The organism is Halopiger thermotolerans (genome assembly GCF_054654555.1).
Map to the genome: position 1 here is coordinate 371,346 of NZ_BAAIEU010000003.1, position 15,645 is coordinate 386,990.

At 65.0% G+C, this 15,645-nt stretch carries 11 protein-coding genes; 4 read left to right on the forward strand and 7 right to left on the reverse strand.

The window, feature by feature from the left end:
- The first annotated feature begins 16 nt into the window (after positions 1–16).
- The gene (locus ACYQ26_RS06965; protein ID WP_459808148.1) at positions 17–2,212 is read left to right on the forward strand and encodes an ABC transporter ATP-binding protein; all 2,196 of its coding nucleotides are present in this window, start codon (positions 17–19) and stop codon (positions 2,210–2,212) included.
- A gap of 115 nt (positions 2,213–2,327) precedes the next feature.
- Here the strand turns inward: ACYQ26_RS06965 and ACYQ26_RS06970 are convergent, their stop codons facing one another.
- On the reverse strand, positions 2,328–2,597 hold the full coding sequence (locus ACYQ26_RS06970; protein ID WP_459808149.1) for a hypothetical protein: 270 nt from the start codon (positions 2,595–2,597) through the stop codon (positions 2,328–2,330).
- 488 nt (positions 2,598–3,085) lie between these two features.
- On the opposite strand from ACYQ26_RS06970, the gene ACYQ26_RS06975 reads away from it, so the two are divergent.
- Positions 3,086–5,884 (forward strand): rhamnogalacturonan lyase family protein, encoded by a 2,799-nt coding sequence (locus ACYQ26_RS06975; protein WP_459808291.1) that lies wholly within the window; start codon positions 3,086–3,088, stop codon positions 5,882–5,884.
- Positions 5,885–6,063: 179 nt separating this feature from the next.
- Here the strand turns inward: ACYQ26_RS06975 and ACYQ26_RS06980 are convergent, their stop codons facing one another.
- From ACYQ26_RS06980 to ACYQ26_RS06990, 3 genes are all read right to left on the reverse strand, one after another.
- Positions 6,064–7,497 (reverse strand): family 4 glycosyl hydrolase, encoded by a 1,434-nt coding sequence (locus ACYQ26_RS06980; protein ID WP_459808150.1) that lies wholly within the window; start codon positions 7,495–7,497, stop codon positions 6,064–6,066.
- 113 nt (positions 7,498–7,610) lie between these two features.
- The gene (locus tag ACYQ26_RS06985) at positions 7,611–8,363 is read right to left on the reverse strand and encodes a hydroxypyruvate isomerase family protein (protein WP_459808151.1); all 753 of its coding nucleotides are present in this window, start codon (positions 8,361–8,363) and stop codon (positions 7,611–7,613) included.
- On the reverse strand, positions 8,364–9,476 hold the full coding sequence (locus ACYQ26_RS06990; RefSeq protein ID WP_459808152.1) for a Gfo/Idh/MocA family protein: 1,113 nt from the start codon (positions 9,474–9,476) through the stop codon (positions 8,364–8,366). It abuts the gene before it with no gap.
- 148 nt (positions 9,477–9,624) lie between these two features.
- Between ACYQ26_RS06990 and ACYQ26_RS06995 the strand changes: the two genes are divergently transcribed.
- Positions 9,625–10,473 carry a fumarylacetoacetate hydrolase family protein gene (locus ACYQ26_RS06995; RefSeq protein WP_459808153.1) on the forward strand — a complete coding sequence of 283 codons (849 nt, stop codon included), beginning with the start codon at positions 9,625–9,627 and terminating at the stop codon, positions 10,471–10,473.
- Between the two features lie 30 nt (positions 10,474–10,503).
- Here the strand turns inward: ACYQ26_RS06995 and ACYQ26_RS07000 are convergent, their stop codons facing one another.
- The 3 genes from ACYQ26_RS07000 to ACYQ26_RS07010 all read right to left on the reverse strand — a co-directional run bounded on the left by ACYQ26_RS07000 (position 10,504) and on the right by ACYQ26_RS07010 (position 14,207).
- Positions 10,504–11,370, reverse strand: coding sequence for an amidohydrolase family protein (locus tag ACYQ26_RS07000; RefSeq protein WP_459808292.1), 867 nt, complete (start codon positions 11,368–11,370; stop codon positions 10,504–10,506).
- A gap of 138 nt (positions 11,371–11,508) precedes the next feature.
- Entirely contained in the window at positions 11,509–12,987 is a 1,479-nt protein-coding gene (locus ACYQ26_RS07005; protein WP_459808154.1) for a hypothetical protein, read from the reverse strand.
- Between the two features lie 188 nt (positions 12,988–13,175).
- On the reverse strand, positions 13,176–14,207 hold the full coding sequence (locus tag ACYQ26_RS07010) for a zinc-dependent alcohol dehydrogenase (RefSeq protein WP_459808155.1): 1,032 nt from the start codon (positions 14,205–14,207) through the stop codon (positions 13,176–13,178).
- 232 nt (positions 14,208–14,439) lie between these two features.
- On the opposite strand from ACYQ26_RS07010, the gene rhcD reads away from it, so the two are divergent.
- Positions 14,440–15,645, forward strand: a complete 1,206-nt coding sequence (gene rhcD, locus ACYQ26_RS07015) for an L-rhamnonate dehydratase (RefSeq protein WP_459808156.1) — start codon at positions 14,440–14,442, stop codon at positions 15,643–15,645.

Genomic DNA, 15,645 nt, shown 5'->3' on the forward strand with positions numbered 1-15,645 from the left:
CGCGGGAGGTGTCGCGATGACGGTCTCGCAGTCGGCGGCGCAGGTCGACCGCCCGAACGAGGACGTCATCATGGAACTGCGAAACGCGTCCGTCGAATTCGGCATGGACCGCGGGCAGTCGCGGGTCCTCAACGACGTCGACTTCGAGGTCCAGCGCGACGAAATCGTCGGCGTCATCGGCGAGTCCGGCTCCGGGAAGTCGATGTTCGCCTCGGCGATGCTCGATGCCGTCCCCGAACCGGGCGTCACGACCGGGGACGTGATCTACTATCCCGAGGCCGGGGAGCCGGTCTCCGTCACCGACCTCTCGAAGGAGGAGCTCCGTCAGTTTCGCTGGGAGGAGGTCTCGATGGTGTTCCAGGGCGCGATGAGCTCCTTCAATCCGGTGTTGCAGATCCGCACCCACTTCGTCGAGACGCTAAGCGCCCACAATTACGACGTCCAGCGCGGCCTCGAGCGCGCGAAGGAGCTGCTCTCGGACCTGTACCTCGATCCCGAGCGGATGCTCGAGTCGTACCCCCACGAGCTCTCCGGCGGGATGAAACAGCGCGTGCTGATCGCGCTGAGTCTCGTCCTCGATCCGGAGATGCTCGTGATGGACGAGCCGACGGCGGCGCTGGACCTGCTGATGCAGCGCTCGATCATCTCGCTGCTCGAGGAGATCAAGGAGAAACACGACCTGACGATCGTCTTCATCACGCACGATCTGCCGCTGGTCGCCGACCTCGCGGACCGGCTGGCCGTTCTATACGCCTTCGAGTTCGCGGAGGTCGGTCCGGCCGACGACATCCTCGAGGACCCCGCACACCCCTACACGCGGGCGTTACTGAACGCGACGCCGAACCTCTCGGCGCCGCTCGAGGAGATGCGCCCGATCGAGGGCGAGAGTCCGGACCCAGTCAACATTCCGCAGGGGTGTTCGTACCACCCCCGCTGTCCGCTCGCGGACGACGCGTGTCGGGCGCAGGACCCTGACGCGTACGACGCCGGGCCGGATCACGACGTCTACTGCCACCACTGGGAGGACTCGATCGAGAACATCGATCGAGCGTTCTCCGACGCCGACGGGGCGGTCGACCGACGACGGAAGACGGCGGCGGATCGCTCGGCGGACGCCGAGCCGGTGGTGTCGCTGACCGACGTCGAAGTCGAGTTCGGCTCCGAGAACGACGGGCTGCTCGATTTCGGCGACTCCGAGGTGGTCACGGCCGTCGACGGCATCTCGCTCGACATCTACGAGAACGACGTGGTCGTCCTCGTGGGCGAATCGGGCTGCGGCAAGACGACGCTCGGGAAGACCGCCGTCGGCCTCCAGCGGCCGACGGACGGGAAAATCGAGTACCAGGGGCAGGACATCTGGGAGGGCAGCGGCGGCAGTAGCACGCTCGCCGACGAGGAGATTCGACGCGCGCTCCAGATCGTCCACCAGGATCCCGGCAGTTCGCTCAACTCCCACCACCGCGTTCGCACGATCCTCGAGACGCCGCTCAAGCGGTGGCACCCCGACCTCGACGGCAACGACCGACGAGAGCGGATTTTGGGAATGCTCGAGTACGTCGGGATCAGTCCGCCGGAGGACTACATCGACCGGTACCCCCACCAGCTGTCGGGCGGCGAGAAGCAGCGGGTCGCGCTGATCCGCGCAATGTTGATCAACCCGGACCTCATCCTGGCCGACGAAGCCGTGTCGGCGCTGGACGTCTCGCTGCGGGTCAGCATGATGGATCTGATGATCGAACTCCAGGACGCGTTCAACACGTCGTTCCTGTCGATCTCCCACGACCTCTCGAACGCCCGCTACTTCGCCGAGAAGACCGGCGGCCGCATCGGGGTCATGTACCTCGGGGAGCTGGTCGAGATCGGCTCGCCCGAGCAGATCATCCACGATCCGCAGCATCCGTACACGCAGGCCCTGCGCTGGGCGACGCCGGAACTCGATCGCACCGACGCCGAGGACGACGACGAGAATCCGATGCGATCGATCGACGTCCCGGACCAGACGAACATGCCCTCGGGCTGTCGGTACCACACGCGCTGTCCGGAGGCGCGCGAGGTCTGTCGCTCCCAGAAACCGGAGTTGGTCGACTGCACCGACGAGAACGGCGTCCAGCACACCGCCTGCTTCCGCGCGCTCGAGGACCACGAGTATTGGGACAGCGAACCGCTCGCGGCGGACGAACCGGCCGCAAAAGAGGCGGGCGACGCCGACTAGACGACGTCGAGAACGCCGCGCGTCGGTTTCAGTTCCTTCCGTTTCAACCGGCTGTTCCGTTTCCGAACGGCAAAATCGATCCCGAGTCGGCCGACCAGCGATTCCCGCGGACGGCTCAACCCCGGGTGCCCCGGCGCGAAAGCGTCACTGCGACGTGGATCGCTGCGCCGACGATGACGAGCGCGATTCCCCAGATGCCCAGGATCGCGGGCCAGATCCCGGTGTTCACGACGTACCCGATGACGGTGACGAGCAGTCCGGCGACGGCGGTCTTGAGTGCGTACGAGCTCGAGATCCTCCCGAGGATTCCGGTCGTTCGCCCGCTTGCAGTCCCGCTCCGCTCGAGGCGGCTCGGTTGACTATCGTCGTCAGTATCGACGGCCATATGCACACGTTATCACGGACCGTGTTATCTGTTTCGGCGCACCACGTCGTCCCCCTCATCTTGCCGGGCCGCAGCCACTCGAGATCGAGAGCCGGCCTCGAGCGGACTCGACGCACGACGACAGGGCGATAAGAGACGACACGACCCCCAACGCTCGAGTCGGTGAAGTGACGACCGCACGCGGTGAGATCGACGTTGCGACGGATGCTGCATGACCCGATCAGTATCGATTCTGTCGTAATCGACGCTAATCTTAGCGTACCTACATAATTTTTATATCATATGCTGTGGTCGGAGAAAGTGCGGTGTGAGAGACAATGACAGATCCAAATATGAGCGATACGAGCAGCCGACGGTATCGACGCGAGATTCTAAGCGGGATGGCAGCCGGATCGGCGGCGGCGGTCGTCACTGGCATGACGACGGCGTCCCAAGGGCAGGGTAACGCCCGCGGAAAAGGCAAGCAAAAGCACGGCTCGAAACGACAGATGGAGTCCCTCGATCGTGGCCTCGTGGCCGTGCCGGCCGACGACGGGGTACTCGTCCGCTGGCGACTCCTCGGAACCGAGCCCCGCGATCTGGGGTTTCACGTGTATCGCGACGGCAAGCGACTGAACAACAAACCGATCACCGAGAGTACGAACTACTTCGATCCCGACGGAACGACGGACTCGACGTACGCGGTTCGAGCGGTCGGCAACGGTCGAGCCAGCGGCAGGAAGGACGGCGACCGGAAACCCGGGATGTCGGAGTCCGTCGAGGTTTGGGACGAACAGTACAAGGAGATTCCGCTGAACAAGCCCGAGCCGGTCGAAGGCGAGGACGGCGAGACAATCACGTACCACGCGAACGACGCGAGTCTGGGCGACCTCACGGGCGACGGCACGCTCGACATCGTCCAGAAGTGGACCCCGTCGAACGCGAAGGACAACTCCCAGTCGGGTCACACGAGTGACGTTCTGATCGACGCGTATACGATAGAGGGAGAGCACCTCTGGCGGATCAACCTCGGCCAGAACGTCCGGGCCGGCGCCCACTACACGCCGTTCCTGGTGTACGACTTCGACGGCGACGGTAAGTCGGAGTTAGTGGTACGGACAGGCGACGGTACCGAAGACGGTGCCGGTAACGTTATCGGCGATCCGGACGCCGACTGGACGAATGATAGCGGATACATCCTCGAGGGGCCGGAGTATCTCACCGTCTTCGACGGCGAGACCGGTGAGGAACTCGCGACGGAGGACTTCCAGCCCGCACGGGGCGACCCCTGCCAGTGGGGCGACTGCTACGGGAACCGCGTCGACCGGTTCCTCGCGGGGACTGCCTACCTCGACGGCGAGCGACCAAGCATCGTGTTCACGCGGGGCTACTACGAAAAGACGATGCTCGCCGCGTGGGACTTCCGGCAAGGCGAACTCGAGTTGCGCTGGCTCTTCGACAGCGAGGACGGGAACGAGGAGTACGAGGGCGTGGGCGCACACAGCCTGGCCACCGCGGACGTCGACGGCGACGGCAAAGACGAGATCGTCTTCGGCGGGGCAGTCATCGACCACGACGGCACCGGCCTGCACACGACGACGATGTCCAACCCCGACGCCCAGCACTGCGGTGATTTCATCCCCGACCGGGAGGGCTTGGAGATCTTCGTCCCCGCCGAGTATCCGGCCGAGGGGGCACCGAGCCTGTCGATGCGCGACGCCGAGACGGGCGAGTACATCTGGGCCGTCAGGAACGGCGCGGACATTGGCAGAGCGATGGTCGCCGACATCGATCCGAACTACGAGGGGGCGGAAGCGTGGGCGGGCGTGCCCCTGGAAACCGATAGCGAGATCGCCGGGACGTTCACCGCCGACGGTGAGCAGATCAGTGAGACCGGCGTCAATTCGGTAAACTCGGCGATCTGGTGGACCGGCGATCTGCACCGAGAACTGCTCGATCACGATTTTCTCGGCTGGGACGCGGGATACGGCGTCGGCTGGATCAAGAAGTGGAACCCGGAGACGGAGGAACTCGACCTGTTGAAGGAGTTCGAGGGAACGCGCTCGAACAACTCCTCGAAGGGCAACCCGTGTCTGTCGGGGGACATTCTCGGTGACTGGCGTGAGGAGGTCATCTGGCGGGCCGAGGACAGCAGCCACCTGCGCCTCTACGCGACGCCACACGAGACCGATCATCGGCTGTATACGCTGTTGCACGACCCGCAGTACCGGACCGGTATCGCCCGGCAGAACGTGGGCTACAACCAGCCGCCGTGGCCCAGTTTCTTCCTCGGCCACGGGATGGACGACCCGCCGAAACCAAACATCATGACCTCGTTCGAGCCCGCGGGACACGACCGTCTCGCCGAGATATCCGCGAGCGAGACCGACTCGACTCCCTGCGACCAGGTCGACTTCGAAGCGGTCGACCTGACGGGCAACGGCAACAAGATCCGTTCCCTGACGTGGGAGTTCGGCGACGACACGACTGCGACGGGCTGGTCGGTCAGTCACACCTACGACGAACTGGGGACGTATCCCGTCAAGCTGACCGTGACGGCCAAGAACGGGGAGACGACGACCGACTTTGAGACGATCACGATCACCGAACCGGAGCCGCTAGCGCGGGCCGTGCCGAGTGCGACCCGCGTCGACGTGGGCGAGTCCATCGACTTCGAGGCGGAGGACGTCTCTGGCGACGAGGAGTCGGTCGACTCCCTGACGTGGGAGTTCGGCGACGGCACGACTGCGACGGGGTGGTCAGCTACGCATAGCTACGACGGTCCCGGCGAGTACACCGTCACGCTGCACGCCACCGCCGAAAGCGGTTGTGAAACATCGTACTCCGAGACGATCACGGTCGACCTCACGGAGGGCACCTACCGTCTGACCTCCCAGATCAACAGCAACGACATTGTGATGAGCGTCGACGGCGAACTCGCTGACGGGGCGAACGTCTACAACGACACCGTAGGCGAGGCCAACGGCCAAACGTGGGCGGTGACCGAACTCGAAGACGGCGTCTACCGCATCGCCGCGGCCGGCAACGAGGATCTCGTGCTGGAGGCCGCCGACGGGGGTACCGACACCGGCACGAACCTCGAACTCGGCCAGTGGGAGGGCGCCGATTACCAGAAGTTCGCGGTGGTGCCTCAGAGCGGCACGGGCTTCACGCTCGAGCCGACCCACGCCGACCTCGCGGCCGACGTCTGGGAGCGCGATCCGGAGCCGGGCGCGGACATCCGCCACTGGAACGTGACCAGTGCGGAGAATCAGCAGTTCGCGTTTATCGACCCCGACGGCAACTAACCGATCGGAGTCACGTAGTCACACCACCACCACGAACCTCGGGACGGGAGCCGGGTAGACACTACGCCGGTCTCCGTAGACCGCGTCGCTCGAGGCGATCGCGGACGACCGGCGGTTCGATGCTCGGTTCCGTTCTCGCCGATTTATCGATAAAAACGGGACGGTAGTCAGCGACTACCTCAGTTTTCGAGGACAGCCGCGTTCTCGAGATCGTACGCGTCGAAGTAGTCGCGCTCGATGTCGATCAACTCGGCGAACAATTTTTGCGCGTCCTCACGGGGGAGCGTCACCAGCGGCTCGTTCAGGAACGCCTCGAAGGCGAGATCGAGATCGCCGGCGAAGCCGGCCTTGACGAGCGTCTCCTGGTTGTGGATCGCGGTCGTGACCATGCTGCGGACTTCGCGGGGGAGCGTGCCGGCGGTGATCGGCTTCACGCCGGCGCCGGTGATGAGGACGTTCGTTTCGACGACGGCACCGTCGGGAAGGTCCGGCGTCTGGCCGACGTTGGGGTAGTTGACGTTGGTTTTCAGCGGCTCGAGGCCGCACAGGGCGCGGATGATGTCGACGGCTTCCTCGCTGGTTTCCGTGAACTCGAACTCCTCGGGATCGGTCATGTACTGCGCCATCTTCGCCGGCCCGTCGCTATCGCTGACGCGGGCGGAACTGGGCGTCAGGCGGATCCCCCAGCGCTGGATCTCCGCGGGCTCGTCGATCGAGAGATACCACGGGACGAACTCCACGAGGTGGCGGTCGCCGGCGGCGCCCAGAAGGCCGAATTTGTCGTAGAGGTCGAACGCGACCTCGTGGTGGTTGATCCAGTAGTCCGCGTCGTCGAAGTCGCCGGGCTCGAAACTCGGGAGGGGCTTTCGCTCCTCGAGTTCCGCATCGAGGTACTGGAAGATATCGTGATCGCGCCAGTAGGCCTCGTCGATCCACGTGAAGTGGTTGACACCCTTGACGTTCACGTCGATCTCACTGCCGGCGACGTCGTCGGCGTCGTCGACGTACTTCTCGGCGATATCTGCCAGCATCTTCTGGACGTGGAACACCTCATGACAGAGGCCGATAGCGTTGATGTCGGGGTACTCCTCGTAGAGCGCTCGCGTGCAGACGGTCATCGGGTTCGTGTAGTTGAACACCCAGGCGTCGGGACACTGCTCGCGGACCGTCGCGGCGATTTCGCGGTACTGCGGGATCGACCGCAGCGCGCGGACCGCACCGCCGGGGCCGCAGGTGTCGGCGACCGTCTGGTAGATGCCGTACTCCTGTGGCACGTCGATGTCGTGGACGAACGTCTCCTCGGGCGGATCCTGGGTCGAACAGATGACGAAGTCCGCGTCCTCGAGCGCCGCTGCGAGGGTCTCGGCGGCCTCGAACGTCCAGTCGCCGACGGCCTCCTCGCGGGTCGCAAGCGCGTTGCCGAGGTCCGCGTTCCGCTCGGCGGCCTCGTAATCGAGGTCGTAGAGCCTCACTCGCCCAGAGACGTCCCGGCACTGGAGCAGGTCGTTCATGAACGTGTGCGCCCAGCCCTGACTGCCGCCGCCGACGTAGCCGATCGTCACGTCCGTTCGCGCGTCCGACGCAGTCGTCGCTGTACTACCGAGATGGTGCATGGTACCGTGACTGACGGTGACGTACAAAAACGTTGGCGTTCAGGGCGGTCTGACCGCCGATCGCAGGTGTTAGATGACGGACGATCGGTGATGGCTGTACCCGCCGCGAGCCGCTACCGCCACTCGAGGACGGTCTCGACCGCCGCGTCGGCGTCGCCGGTCGGCGAGAACTCGCAGCCGACGTAGCCGTCGTAGCCGGCCTCGTCGATCGCCGCGATGATCGTTTCGTAGTCGAGTTCGCCGGTGCCAGGTTCGTGTCGGCCGGGAACGTCCGCGATGTGAACGTGGCCGATCCGGTCGACGTTGTCGGTGATCGTCTGAATGACGTTCCCCTCGGTGACCTGCTGGTGGTAGACGTCGTACAGCAGTTGCACGTTCGGCGAGCCGACGTCGTCGACGATGTCGAATCCCTCAGCGGACGTCTCGAGGAAGTAGCCCGGATGGTCGACGGCGGTGTTCAGCGGCTCGAGGACGAGCGTCACGCCGGCGTCCTCGGCGTCGGGCGCGACGCGGGAGAGCACGCTCACAATGTTGTCGTACTGCGCGTCGCGGTCCAGTCCGTCCTGGTCCTGTCCGGTCGTGACGATCAGCGTCGGGACGTCGTACTCGGCGGCGGTCGCGATCGACTCTCGGATCGTTTCGACGGCCTCATCGGCTACGTCGGGGTCGGTGAGCGTCCCGCCGGCGACGAAGCCGGCGATCGGAATCTCGGCTGCCTCGGCGGTGTCGACGATCGCCTCGAGGTCCTTCTCGCGCCAGCCCCAGAACTCGACGGCGTCGGCACCGGCGTCGGCAGCCCGCTGGATTCGGTCGACGAACGGCTCGTCGTCGTAGACCATCTCGACACAGATCGAGAGCCGAGCCATCTATTCGGCCTCCTCGTCGGCCATCGGCTCGGGGTTCAACTCGCCCGACTCGACCATGGCGTCGAGCGGGTTGTCGTCGATCTCGAGCGGCAGGTCGACCCGGCCACGTTTGCGGGCCGACTCCCACGTCCCGAAGATGAGTTCGGTCGCGTTCAGGGCGTTCTCCGCGCTGAGTTCCGGCTCCTCGTTTTCGTCGAGACAGCGGACGTTCTCGGCGATGGCGCGGTCGATGAACTCCCAGCTGTGGAGGCCGTCCTCGGTTTCGACGGCCTCCCAGGCGTCGTCGCCGGCGCGGCGGATGCGCAGTACGGGGAGGTCCTCGCTCTCGTCGCCCTCAGGGCCGAGTTCGATCGTTCCCTCGGTGCCGATCAGCCGGTTGTGGCACGCGACGGCGCTGGTCGGACCGCCGTCGCCGGTGGCGTCGCTCGTGCCGAGCCCGTGGACGCCGTTTTCGTACTCCCACATCACGACGGCCTGGGTCTCGTTGTGCGACCCGAAGACGACGTTCTCCTCGCTGTAGTCGATCTGGCCGAGCACCCACTCGGCGGGCACCTCGTCGTTGAAGTAGTTACAGAGGTCGAACGAGTGGCTCCCGTAGTCGAAGATGCCGACCGGCGCCGAGAACTCGATGCGCTCTAACTCGCCGATCTCGCCGTCGTCGAGCAGCCGTTTCGCGGTACGGACGGCGTCGCTGAACCGGCGCTGGTGGTTGAACGTCAGCTGGACGTCGTGACGAGCGGCCTCCTGGGTCATCATGCGCGCGCCGCCGTAGGTCTGGGCCATCGGTTTCTCGCAGTGGACCGCGTCGACGCCCGCCCGACAGCAGTCGATCGCGATCGGCGCGTGGATCGCCGGGGGGACACACAGTGAGACGATGTCGGGCTGGACCGCCTCGAGCATCGCCTCGTAGTCCTCGAAGACGTTCTCGTCGTCGATCCCGTACTCGGCGGCGAACGCCGCGGCGTTTTCGGGGACGATGTCGGCGCAGGCGACGAGCTCGCACCGATCGTGTTTCTCGTATCCTTCCGCGTGGTGGTACGCCATCGCGTAGCCGTCACGTCCGGGGTCGTCCGGTTCCGTCCCGGTTCCAATCACTGCTACCTGATAGGACATACCATACCGTTTCGCGTCAACCAGTATAATTGTTCATCCTTTTCACCGGTCATCGCTCGCTGGAGGCGTCGGACGACGAGCCGTCGTCAACTCGCCGACGCGTCGTCTGAGAGAAAGATTCAAGATTCAAGGCGGAAAGTTCGACACGATGCAATTCGTTCGATTCGCGACCGACGGTAGCGTCCGTTGGGGCGTCACAGCGGACGACCAGACGTACGACCTGACCCGGTTCGGCGAGCCGACCCTCGAGGAACTCGCGTCGCCGGGCTACCGACGGCGCGTTAGCCGCGCCGTCGAGACGGGGGAACTCCCGGCGATCGACGACCCTGAGGACCGGCTCGCACCGGTGCCGTCGTCGGCCGTCGACCAGATCATCTGCGTCGGTCTGAACTACCACGACCACGCCGAGGAGCAGGACGAGGAGATCCCCGAGAAGCCGATGCTGTTCGCGAAGTCGCCGTCGACGGTCACCGACCCCGGCGCGCCGATCGTCCACCCCGACGACGTCGAGCAGGTCGACTACGAGGTCGAACTCGGGATCGTCATCGGCCGCACCGCCTGCGAGGTGTCGGCCGAGGAAGCCGAGGACTACATCGCGGGCTACACCGTCGTCGACGACGTCAGCGCGCGCGACGCGCAGTTCGAGGACGGCCAGTTCTTCCGCGGAAAGAGCTACGACACGTTCGCGCCGATGGGCCCCGCGCTGACTAGTCCCGACGCCGTCGATCCGAACGATCTCGCGGTCGAACTGCGGCTCAACGGCGAAATCAAGCAGGAGTCGACGACCGCGGAGTTCATCTTCGACGTCGGCGAGGTCGTCGAGTACATCAGCAACTTCACGACGTTGCGGCCGGGAACGGTCATTTCGACCGGCACGCCCGGCGGCGTCGGTATCTTCCGCGATCCGCCCGAACTCCTCTCGCCGGGCGACACCGTCGAAGCAGAGATCGAGGGGATCGGGACGCTCGAGAACCCGGTCGTCGGCGAGTCGGAGTAACGCGGTACCGTTTCGACGAACGGGGAGCGGTTAGATCCCCGCCAGCTCCCTGAACGACCGCTCCGTGAGCCACTTCCGATCGTTCTGCGAGAGGCCGTCGACGTGCTCGAGCCACCGGAGGCTCTCCTCGTAACTGGCCGCGTCGCTGACGTTCGGGAAGTCCGATCCCCAGACGACCCGCTCGCGACCGAACGTCTCGAGCAGCCAGCGGACGTGGTCGTGCATGTCGGCGTAGGGGAACCCCTCCTCGGAGCGGTGGACGACCTCCGAAATTTTCACGGCGACGTCGTACTCCTCGGCGGCCAGCGGCTCGAGGGGTGCGAACACCTCGTCGGGATCGGTTTCGGGGCCGGCGTGACAGAAGTGATCGAGCGCGTAGCTGAGGTCGGGGTAGGTCTCGATCAGGTCGACCACCTGCTCCAGTTGGTCGTAGTGGGCGAGAATCTGGACCAGGGCATCGGTATCGCGGGCTGCGTCCCAGAACTCGGGTTCGTCGATGGCGTCGCGCAGCCAGTCAACCTCGGGGTCGAACGTCTCCCACATCCGATCGTAGGGGCAGATCGCGCCGAGCCGGAAGCCGAGGATGCCGTCGGTAGCCATGCACGAGCGCAACCGGTCGGCCACATCGTCGGCGAACTGATCCAGCATGACGATCCCGTAGAGATCGTCGTACCGTTCGGCGCACTCGAGCGTGTAGTGGTTGTCTGTCCACTCGCAGATCGGGTAGCCGACGACGACCGCCTCGTCGACGCCGATCGCGTCCATGTCGGAACGGAGTTTCTCGGCGTCGTAAACTGCGTCGACGCCGAACTCGTCGACGGTATCGACGAGCGGCCCGTTGACCCAAGGATGGTCGCGATCCGGTCGCGTCCAGGCGTGCGTGTGAGTGTCCAGCACCATTCGTTCAGGGGAACCGACGCGTCGAGCGCTACTAAGCGTTGTGTTACACGGGGTCGCACGCGAGTGCGTTACGTTCCCGACGAAAAGAATCGACTGGCCTCGCGCTCGTGGCTGCGACCGTCGCTCTCGAGTTCGCTACGCTCCCGAGCTGTCGTCGGCTTCGACTTCCTCGGTGATGAGGTTCCCGTCGTTGTCGATCCGAAGGCGGTACTGACTCTCGCCGTCCGGCGTCGTGAGGATGGCACCGTTGCCGGCCCCCTCGATTCGGACGTCGGATTCCTCGACGGCGAACGTCGGCGATCCGCCGGCGCGGAACTCGTGGGAGCCAGAGGTCTCGTGCCGTTGTGTACCGTCGTCGAACCAGCGCGTCGACCCGACCGCGTCGTCGCTCACGTTGGGTTCGGGGCGCAGGTTCTGCTGATCGAAGTACGACGCGTACTCGATATCGGTGCTGTACTCGGCGTGGAACAGATCGACGTTCTCGACGAAGAGCCCGTTGTGTCGCGGCCCCTCGCCGTCGGTCACGTCGACGGCCCTGACGCCGCTGTGGTAGTCCATCGCGTTGTGGCGTTCGTGGACGTTCGAGATCGACACGCTCCGTGTCTCATTGACCGAGTTCTCGAGTTTGACGATGTCCTTGCTGACCGACTGCAGCGGGTGGCCACCGACCTGGATCGAGTCCAGCGTGATCGAGGCGCCGCCGTCGATCCGGATGCTGTGTTCGCCGCCGCCGCCCCGCCAGTTGTAGATGTCGAGGTCGAACGAGGGGCCGTACGGGACGTCCTCGTTCCCGTACTCGGCGAGGAAGGCGTCGCGACAGCCGGTCACCTCGGTGTCCTTGATCGTCACTTCGCTCGTCCCGTGGTAGTCCGCGAGTCTGATCCCGGCCGGCACGCTGTTCCGCCCGCTCAGGCTCTGGAGGTACATCCGGGAAACGTGCATGTGACCGATACCCTGGATGTCGACGAACGACCGCTCGAGGTTCCCTCGAGCGTAGAACATTCCGCCGTAGAGGTTGATGTTCTCGGTCTTCTCGTCCGGTCCGATGACGAAGAAGCTCTCGATCGGCTCCGTGGCGAAGACGAGGGTCCACCCCATCTCGAACACCAGTTTGCCGACGTTGTCGTCGATCTCGACCGGGGACTCGAACCGCCAGGCCGGAAGGCCCGCGGCCGCGGCCGGATCGTCCGGATCGGGCGACGGAACGACGATTTTGTGCCCTGGTTGTCCGCTCGGGAGATCCTCGAGGACGTTCTCTAGCTTCTGGTCGAGCGTGTCGCCCGGATAGTCGGTGACGACGTGGATCGAGTCGGCCGACCCCTCGGCGTTGAGTACGCCGTCGTCGTCGACGTTCAGGTTCGAACCGGCGAAGTCCGTAATCGCCGCATCGTTTGCCACCGTTGCGAGCGCGCCCAGTTCGGTCAGGCTGTGACCGTCGGCGTCGACGTCGGCGTCCCACGCGTACCACGGCTGTTCGCCGCGGCCGTCCTCTTGTGCGCTCCCCGCCCCGGCGAGCGCGACGCCGAGCCCGGCTGTTCCGAGCAATCCCAGCGCCCCGCGTCGGGGGAGCGTCCAGTCCGATCGCTCTCCGTTGTCAGCATTGTCATTGCTCATTGGTATCAACCGCTTCTAACGGCAACAGATCCGTTACCCGTCCGGATATAAATTATTTTTTGACAACGAGAATGTAACACTCACTCATATTTCGTGACGGCTGAAATTCCTGCCAGACGTAGCCGAAAACGCTTCGCTCCGAGGTCGTTCGGGGCACGCGAAGAACTGAACCGCTCCCCTGCGCCGGATTATTCGGAAAACGAGAAGACGGGTTTGCAGGTCTCGGACTCGAGGAACGCTTCGAACGCCGCGGTCGGGTCGTCGACGCTGTAGGAGGTATCGATGATCTCGTCGGCGTCGATCTCGCCGCCGTCCAGGAGACGGATCGCCTGCTCGAAGTTCCGCCAGGTCGACCCGTAGGACGTGTTCACCATGACTTCGCCGCGGACGACCGGCGTCATGAACAGTTCGCTCGGCGCGCCGGGCAGTCCGACGACGACGACCTGCCCGCCCTTGCGGACGTGTTCGACGCCCATCTCGACGCCGCTCTTGTGGCCGGTGGTATCGAAGACGACGTCGAAGCCGCCGCCGTCGGCTTTCGCCTCCACGAACGTCTCGAGATCGTCGGTCTCGACGTCGACCGTCTCGATGCCGAGTCGTTCGACGAGCGGCAGCCGATACTCGGTGTCCTTGCCGAGCCCCGAGACGACGACGTTCGCGCCCAGCGAGTCGGCGACGGCCGCGACCAGGACGCCGATCGGGCCGGGGCCCTCGACGAGGACGAAATCGCCGGGCGTGACGGTCGACCGGTCGAACACGGCCCGCGTCGCAATGCTCAGCGGTTCGGTGATGCTCGCCTGTCTGAGCGGGACGCTGTCGGGGATGTGGTGCAGGTCTTTCGGTTTGACGGTCGTGTACTCGGTGTACGCGCCGTCGTTGTGCATCCCAGTGATCTCGAAGTTCCGGCAGACGTTCGACTGGCCGTTCTTGCACTGGAAACACGAACCGCAGTCGTGGATCGGTTCTTCGACGACGTGATCGCCGGCCGCGAAGTCGGTCACCGCGTCGCCGACGGCGATGACTTCGCCCGAGTACTCGTGGCCCATGATGCGGGGCAGCGGGATCCACTCGTAGCCGTCTTCGTACGTGTAGGCGTGGGCGTCGCTACCGCACAGTCCGGCAGAATCGACTCGTACGAGCACTTCGTCCTCGGCGGGCGTCGGCTTCTCTCGTTCGCGAATTTCGATAGATCTGGGACCGGTATGGACTATGGCCTTCATGCTGGAGTTCCCTCTCGCTCTAGTCGAGCTAGTGGTGGTTTGCAATCTACTCACATATAACTTTGCGCTATCCGGAAACGGAGCGACGGTTCGCTCGCCGCCCACGGCCGATCGCCGCCGGCCTGCTCCCGGACGACCGCGCTGGCAGTGATCTCCGCTGTCGGCGGCGCAATCGGATCAGTGGAAAGGATTTTATCGCTTCCGAGAGCAGTAGCGTTCACGAGGAGAGAGAATGGAAATCACGGACGTCAACGCGACCAAGATCAGCAACGAATCGTGGGGCGAATTCATCGAGTTCCCCCTGGTCACGATCATGTCGAAGTACAAGGAGTACCGGAACGTCGACGGCGAGAACCCCCAAGCCCGCCGCAAGTGGATGGGGCCCGTGGGCGACGTCGTCGTCGAGGTCGAGACGGACGCCGGCATCACCGGCGTCGGCGTCGGGAACTGGGGAAGCGGCGCCATCGCCACCGTCGTCGAGGAAACCCTCTCGAAGATCGTGATGGGCGAGGATCCCACCCAGCGCGAGAAGCTCTGGGAGCAGATGTACCGCGCGACCCTTCCCTTCGGCCGGAAGGGCGTCGCCGTCATGGCGATCAGCGCCGTCGATCAGGCGCTGTGGGACATCGCGGGCAAAGAAGCCGGTAAGCCGGTCTACGAACTGCTCGGCGGCCCTACGACCGAGGAGATCCCCGCCTACGCCTCGAACCTCCATCCCGTCGACATGGAGAAACTCGAGCGCGAGGCCGTCCAGTACGCGGAGGAGGGCTTCGACGCGATGAAGCTGCGCTTCCTCCACGGTCCTGAGGCGGGTCGCTCGGGGATGAAGAAAAACGAGGAGATCGTCAAGACGGTCCGCGAGGCCGTCGGCGATGAGATCGAGATCGCGGCCGACGCCTACATGGGCTGGTCGGTCCGCTACGCGAAGAAGATGCTCGACCGCCTCGAGCCCTACGACATGGCGTGGGTCGAGGAGCCCGTCATCGCCGACGACATCTCGGGCTACGCCGAAGTTCGCGAAGCCGCGCCGATGCCGATCTCCGGCGGCGAACACGAGTTCACGCGCTGGGGTCACGAGGACCTCCTCGAGGAGGGTGCCGTCGACATCCTCCAACCTGACGTGGGCCGAGTCGGCGGCATCACGGAGCTGATGAAGGTCGCCGACATGGCCGAAGTGCACGACGTGCCAGTAATCCCCCACGCCGGCACGAATCCGACGCTGCACGCCATCGCGGCGCACACGAACATGCCGATGGCGGAGTACTTCCCGACGCCCGAGTGGTTCGAAGAACAGCAGGAGGAACAGGAGTCGACCTACGCCGACGCGATCTTCGAGAACCCGCCCTCGCCCGAGAACGGGTCGATTCCGATCCCCGACGAGCCCGGCGTCAGCACCCAACTCAACCGCGAGGCGCTGGAGCACTTCGCCGTCGAGTGA

Bases quoted from the DNA above. Each gene is read 5' to 3' on its own strand.
- ACYQ26_RS06995 (WP_459808153.1), top strand. From the start codon at position 9,625: ATGCAATTCGTTCGATTCGCGACCGACGGTAGCGTCCGTTGGGGCGTC.
- ACYQ26_RS06990 (WP_459808152.1), bottom strand. From the start codon at position 9,476: ATGTCCTATCAGGTAGCAGTGATTGGAACCGGGACGGAACCGGACGAC.
- ACYQ26_RS07010 (WP_459808155.1), bottom strand. From the start codon at position 14,207: ATGAAGGCCATAGTCCATACCGGTCCCAGATCTATCGAAATTCGCGAA.
- rhcD (WP_459808156.1), top strand. From the start codon at position 14,440: ATGGAAATCACGGACGTCAACGCGACCAAGATCAGCAACGAATCGTGG.
- ACYQ26_RS07005 (WP_459808154.1), bottom strand. From the start codon at position 12,987: ATGAGCAATGACAATGCTGACAACGGAGAGCGATCGGACTGGACGCTC.
- ACYQ26_RS06975 (WP_459808291.1), top strand. From the start codon at position 3,086: ATGGAGTCCCTCGATCGTGGCCTCGTGGCCGTGCCGGCCGACGACGGG.
- ACYQ26_RS06965 (WP_459808148.1), top strand. From the start codon at position 17: ATGACGGTCTCGCAGTCGGCGGCGCAGGTCGACCGCCCGAACGAGGAC.
- ACYQ26_RS06980 (WP_459808150.1), bottom strand. From the start codon at position 7,497: ATGCACCATCTCGGTAGTACAGCGACGACTGCGTCGGACGCGCGAACG.
- ACYQ26_RS06985 (WP_459808151.1), bottom strand. From the start codon at position 8,363: ATGGCTCGGCTCTCGATCTGTGTCGAGATGGTCTACGACGACGAGCCG.
- ACYQ26_RS06970 (WP_459808149.1), bottom strand. From the start codon at position 2,597: ATGGCCGTCGATACTGACGACGATAGTCAACCGAGCCGCCTCGAGCGG.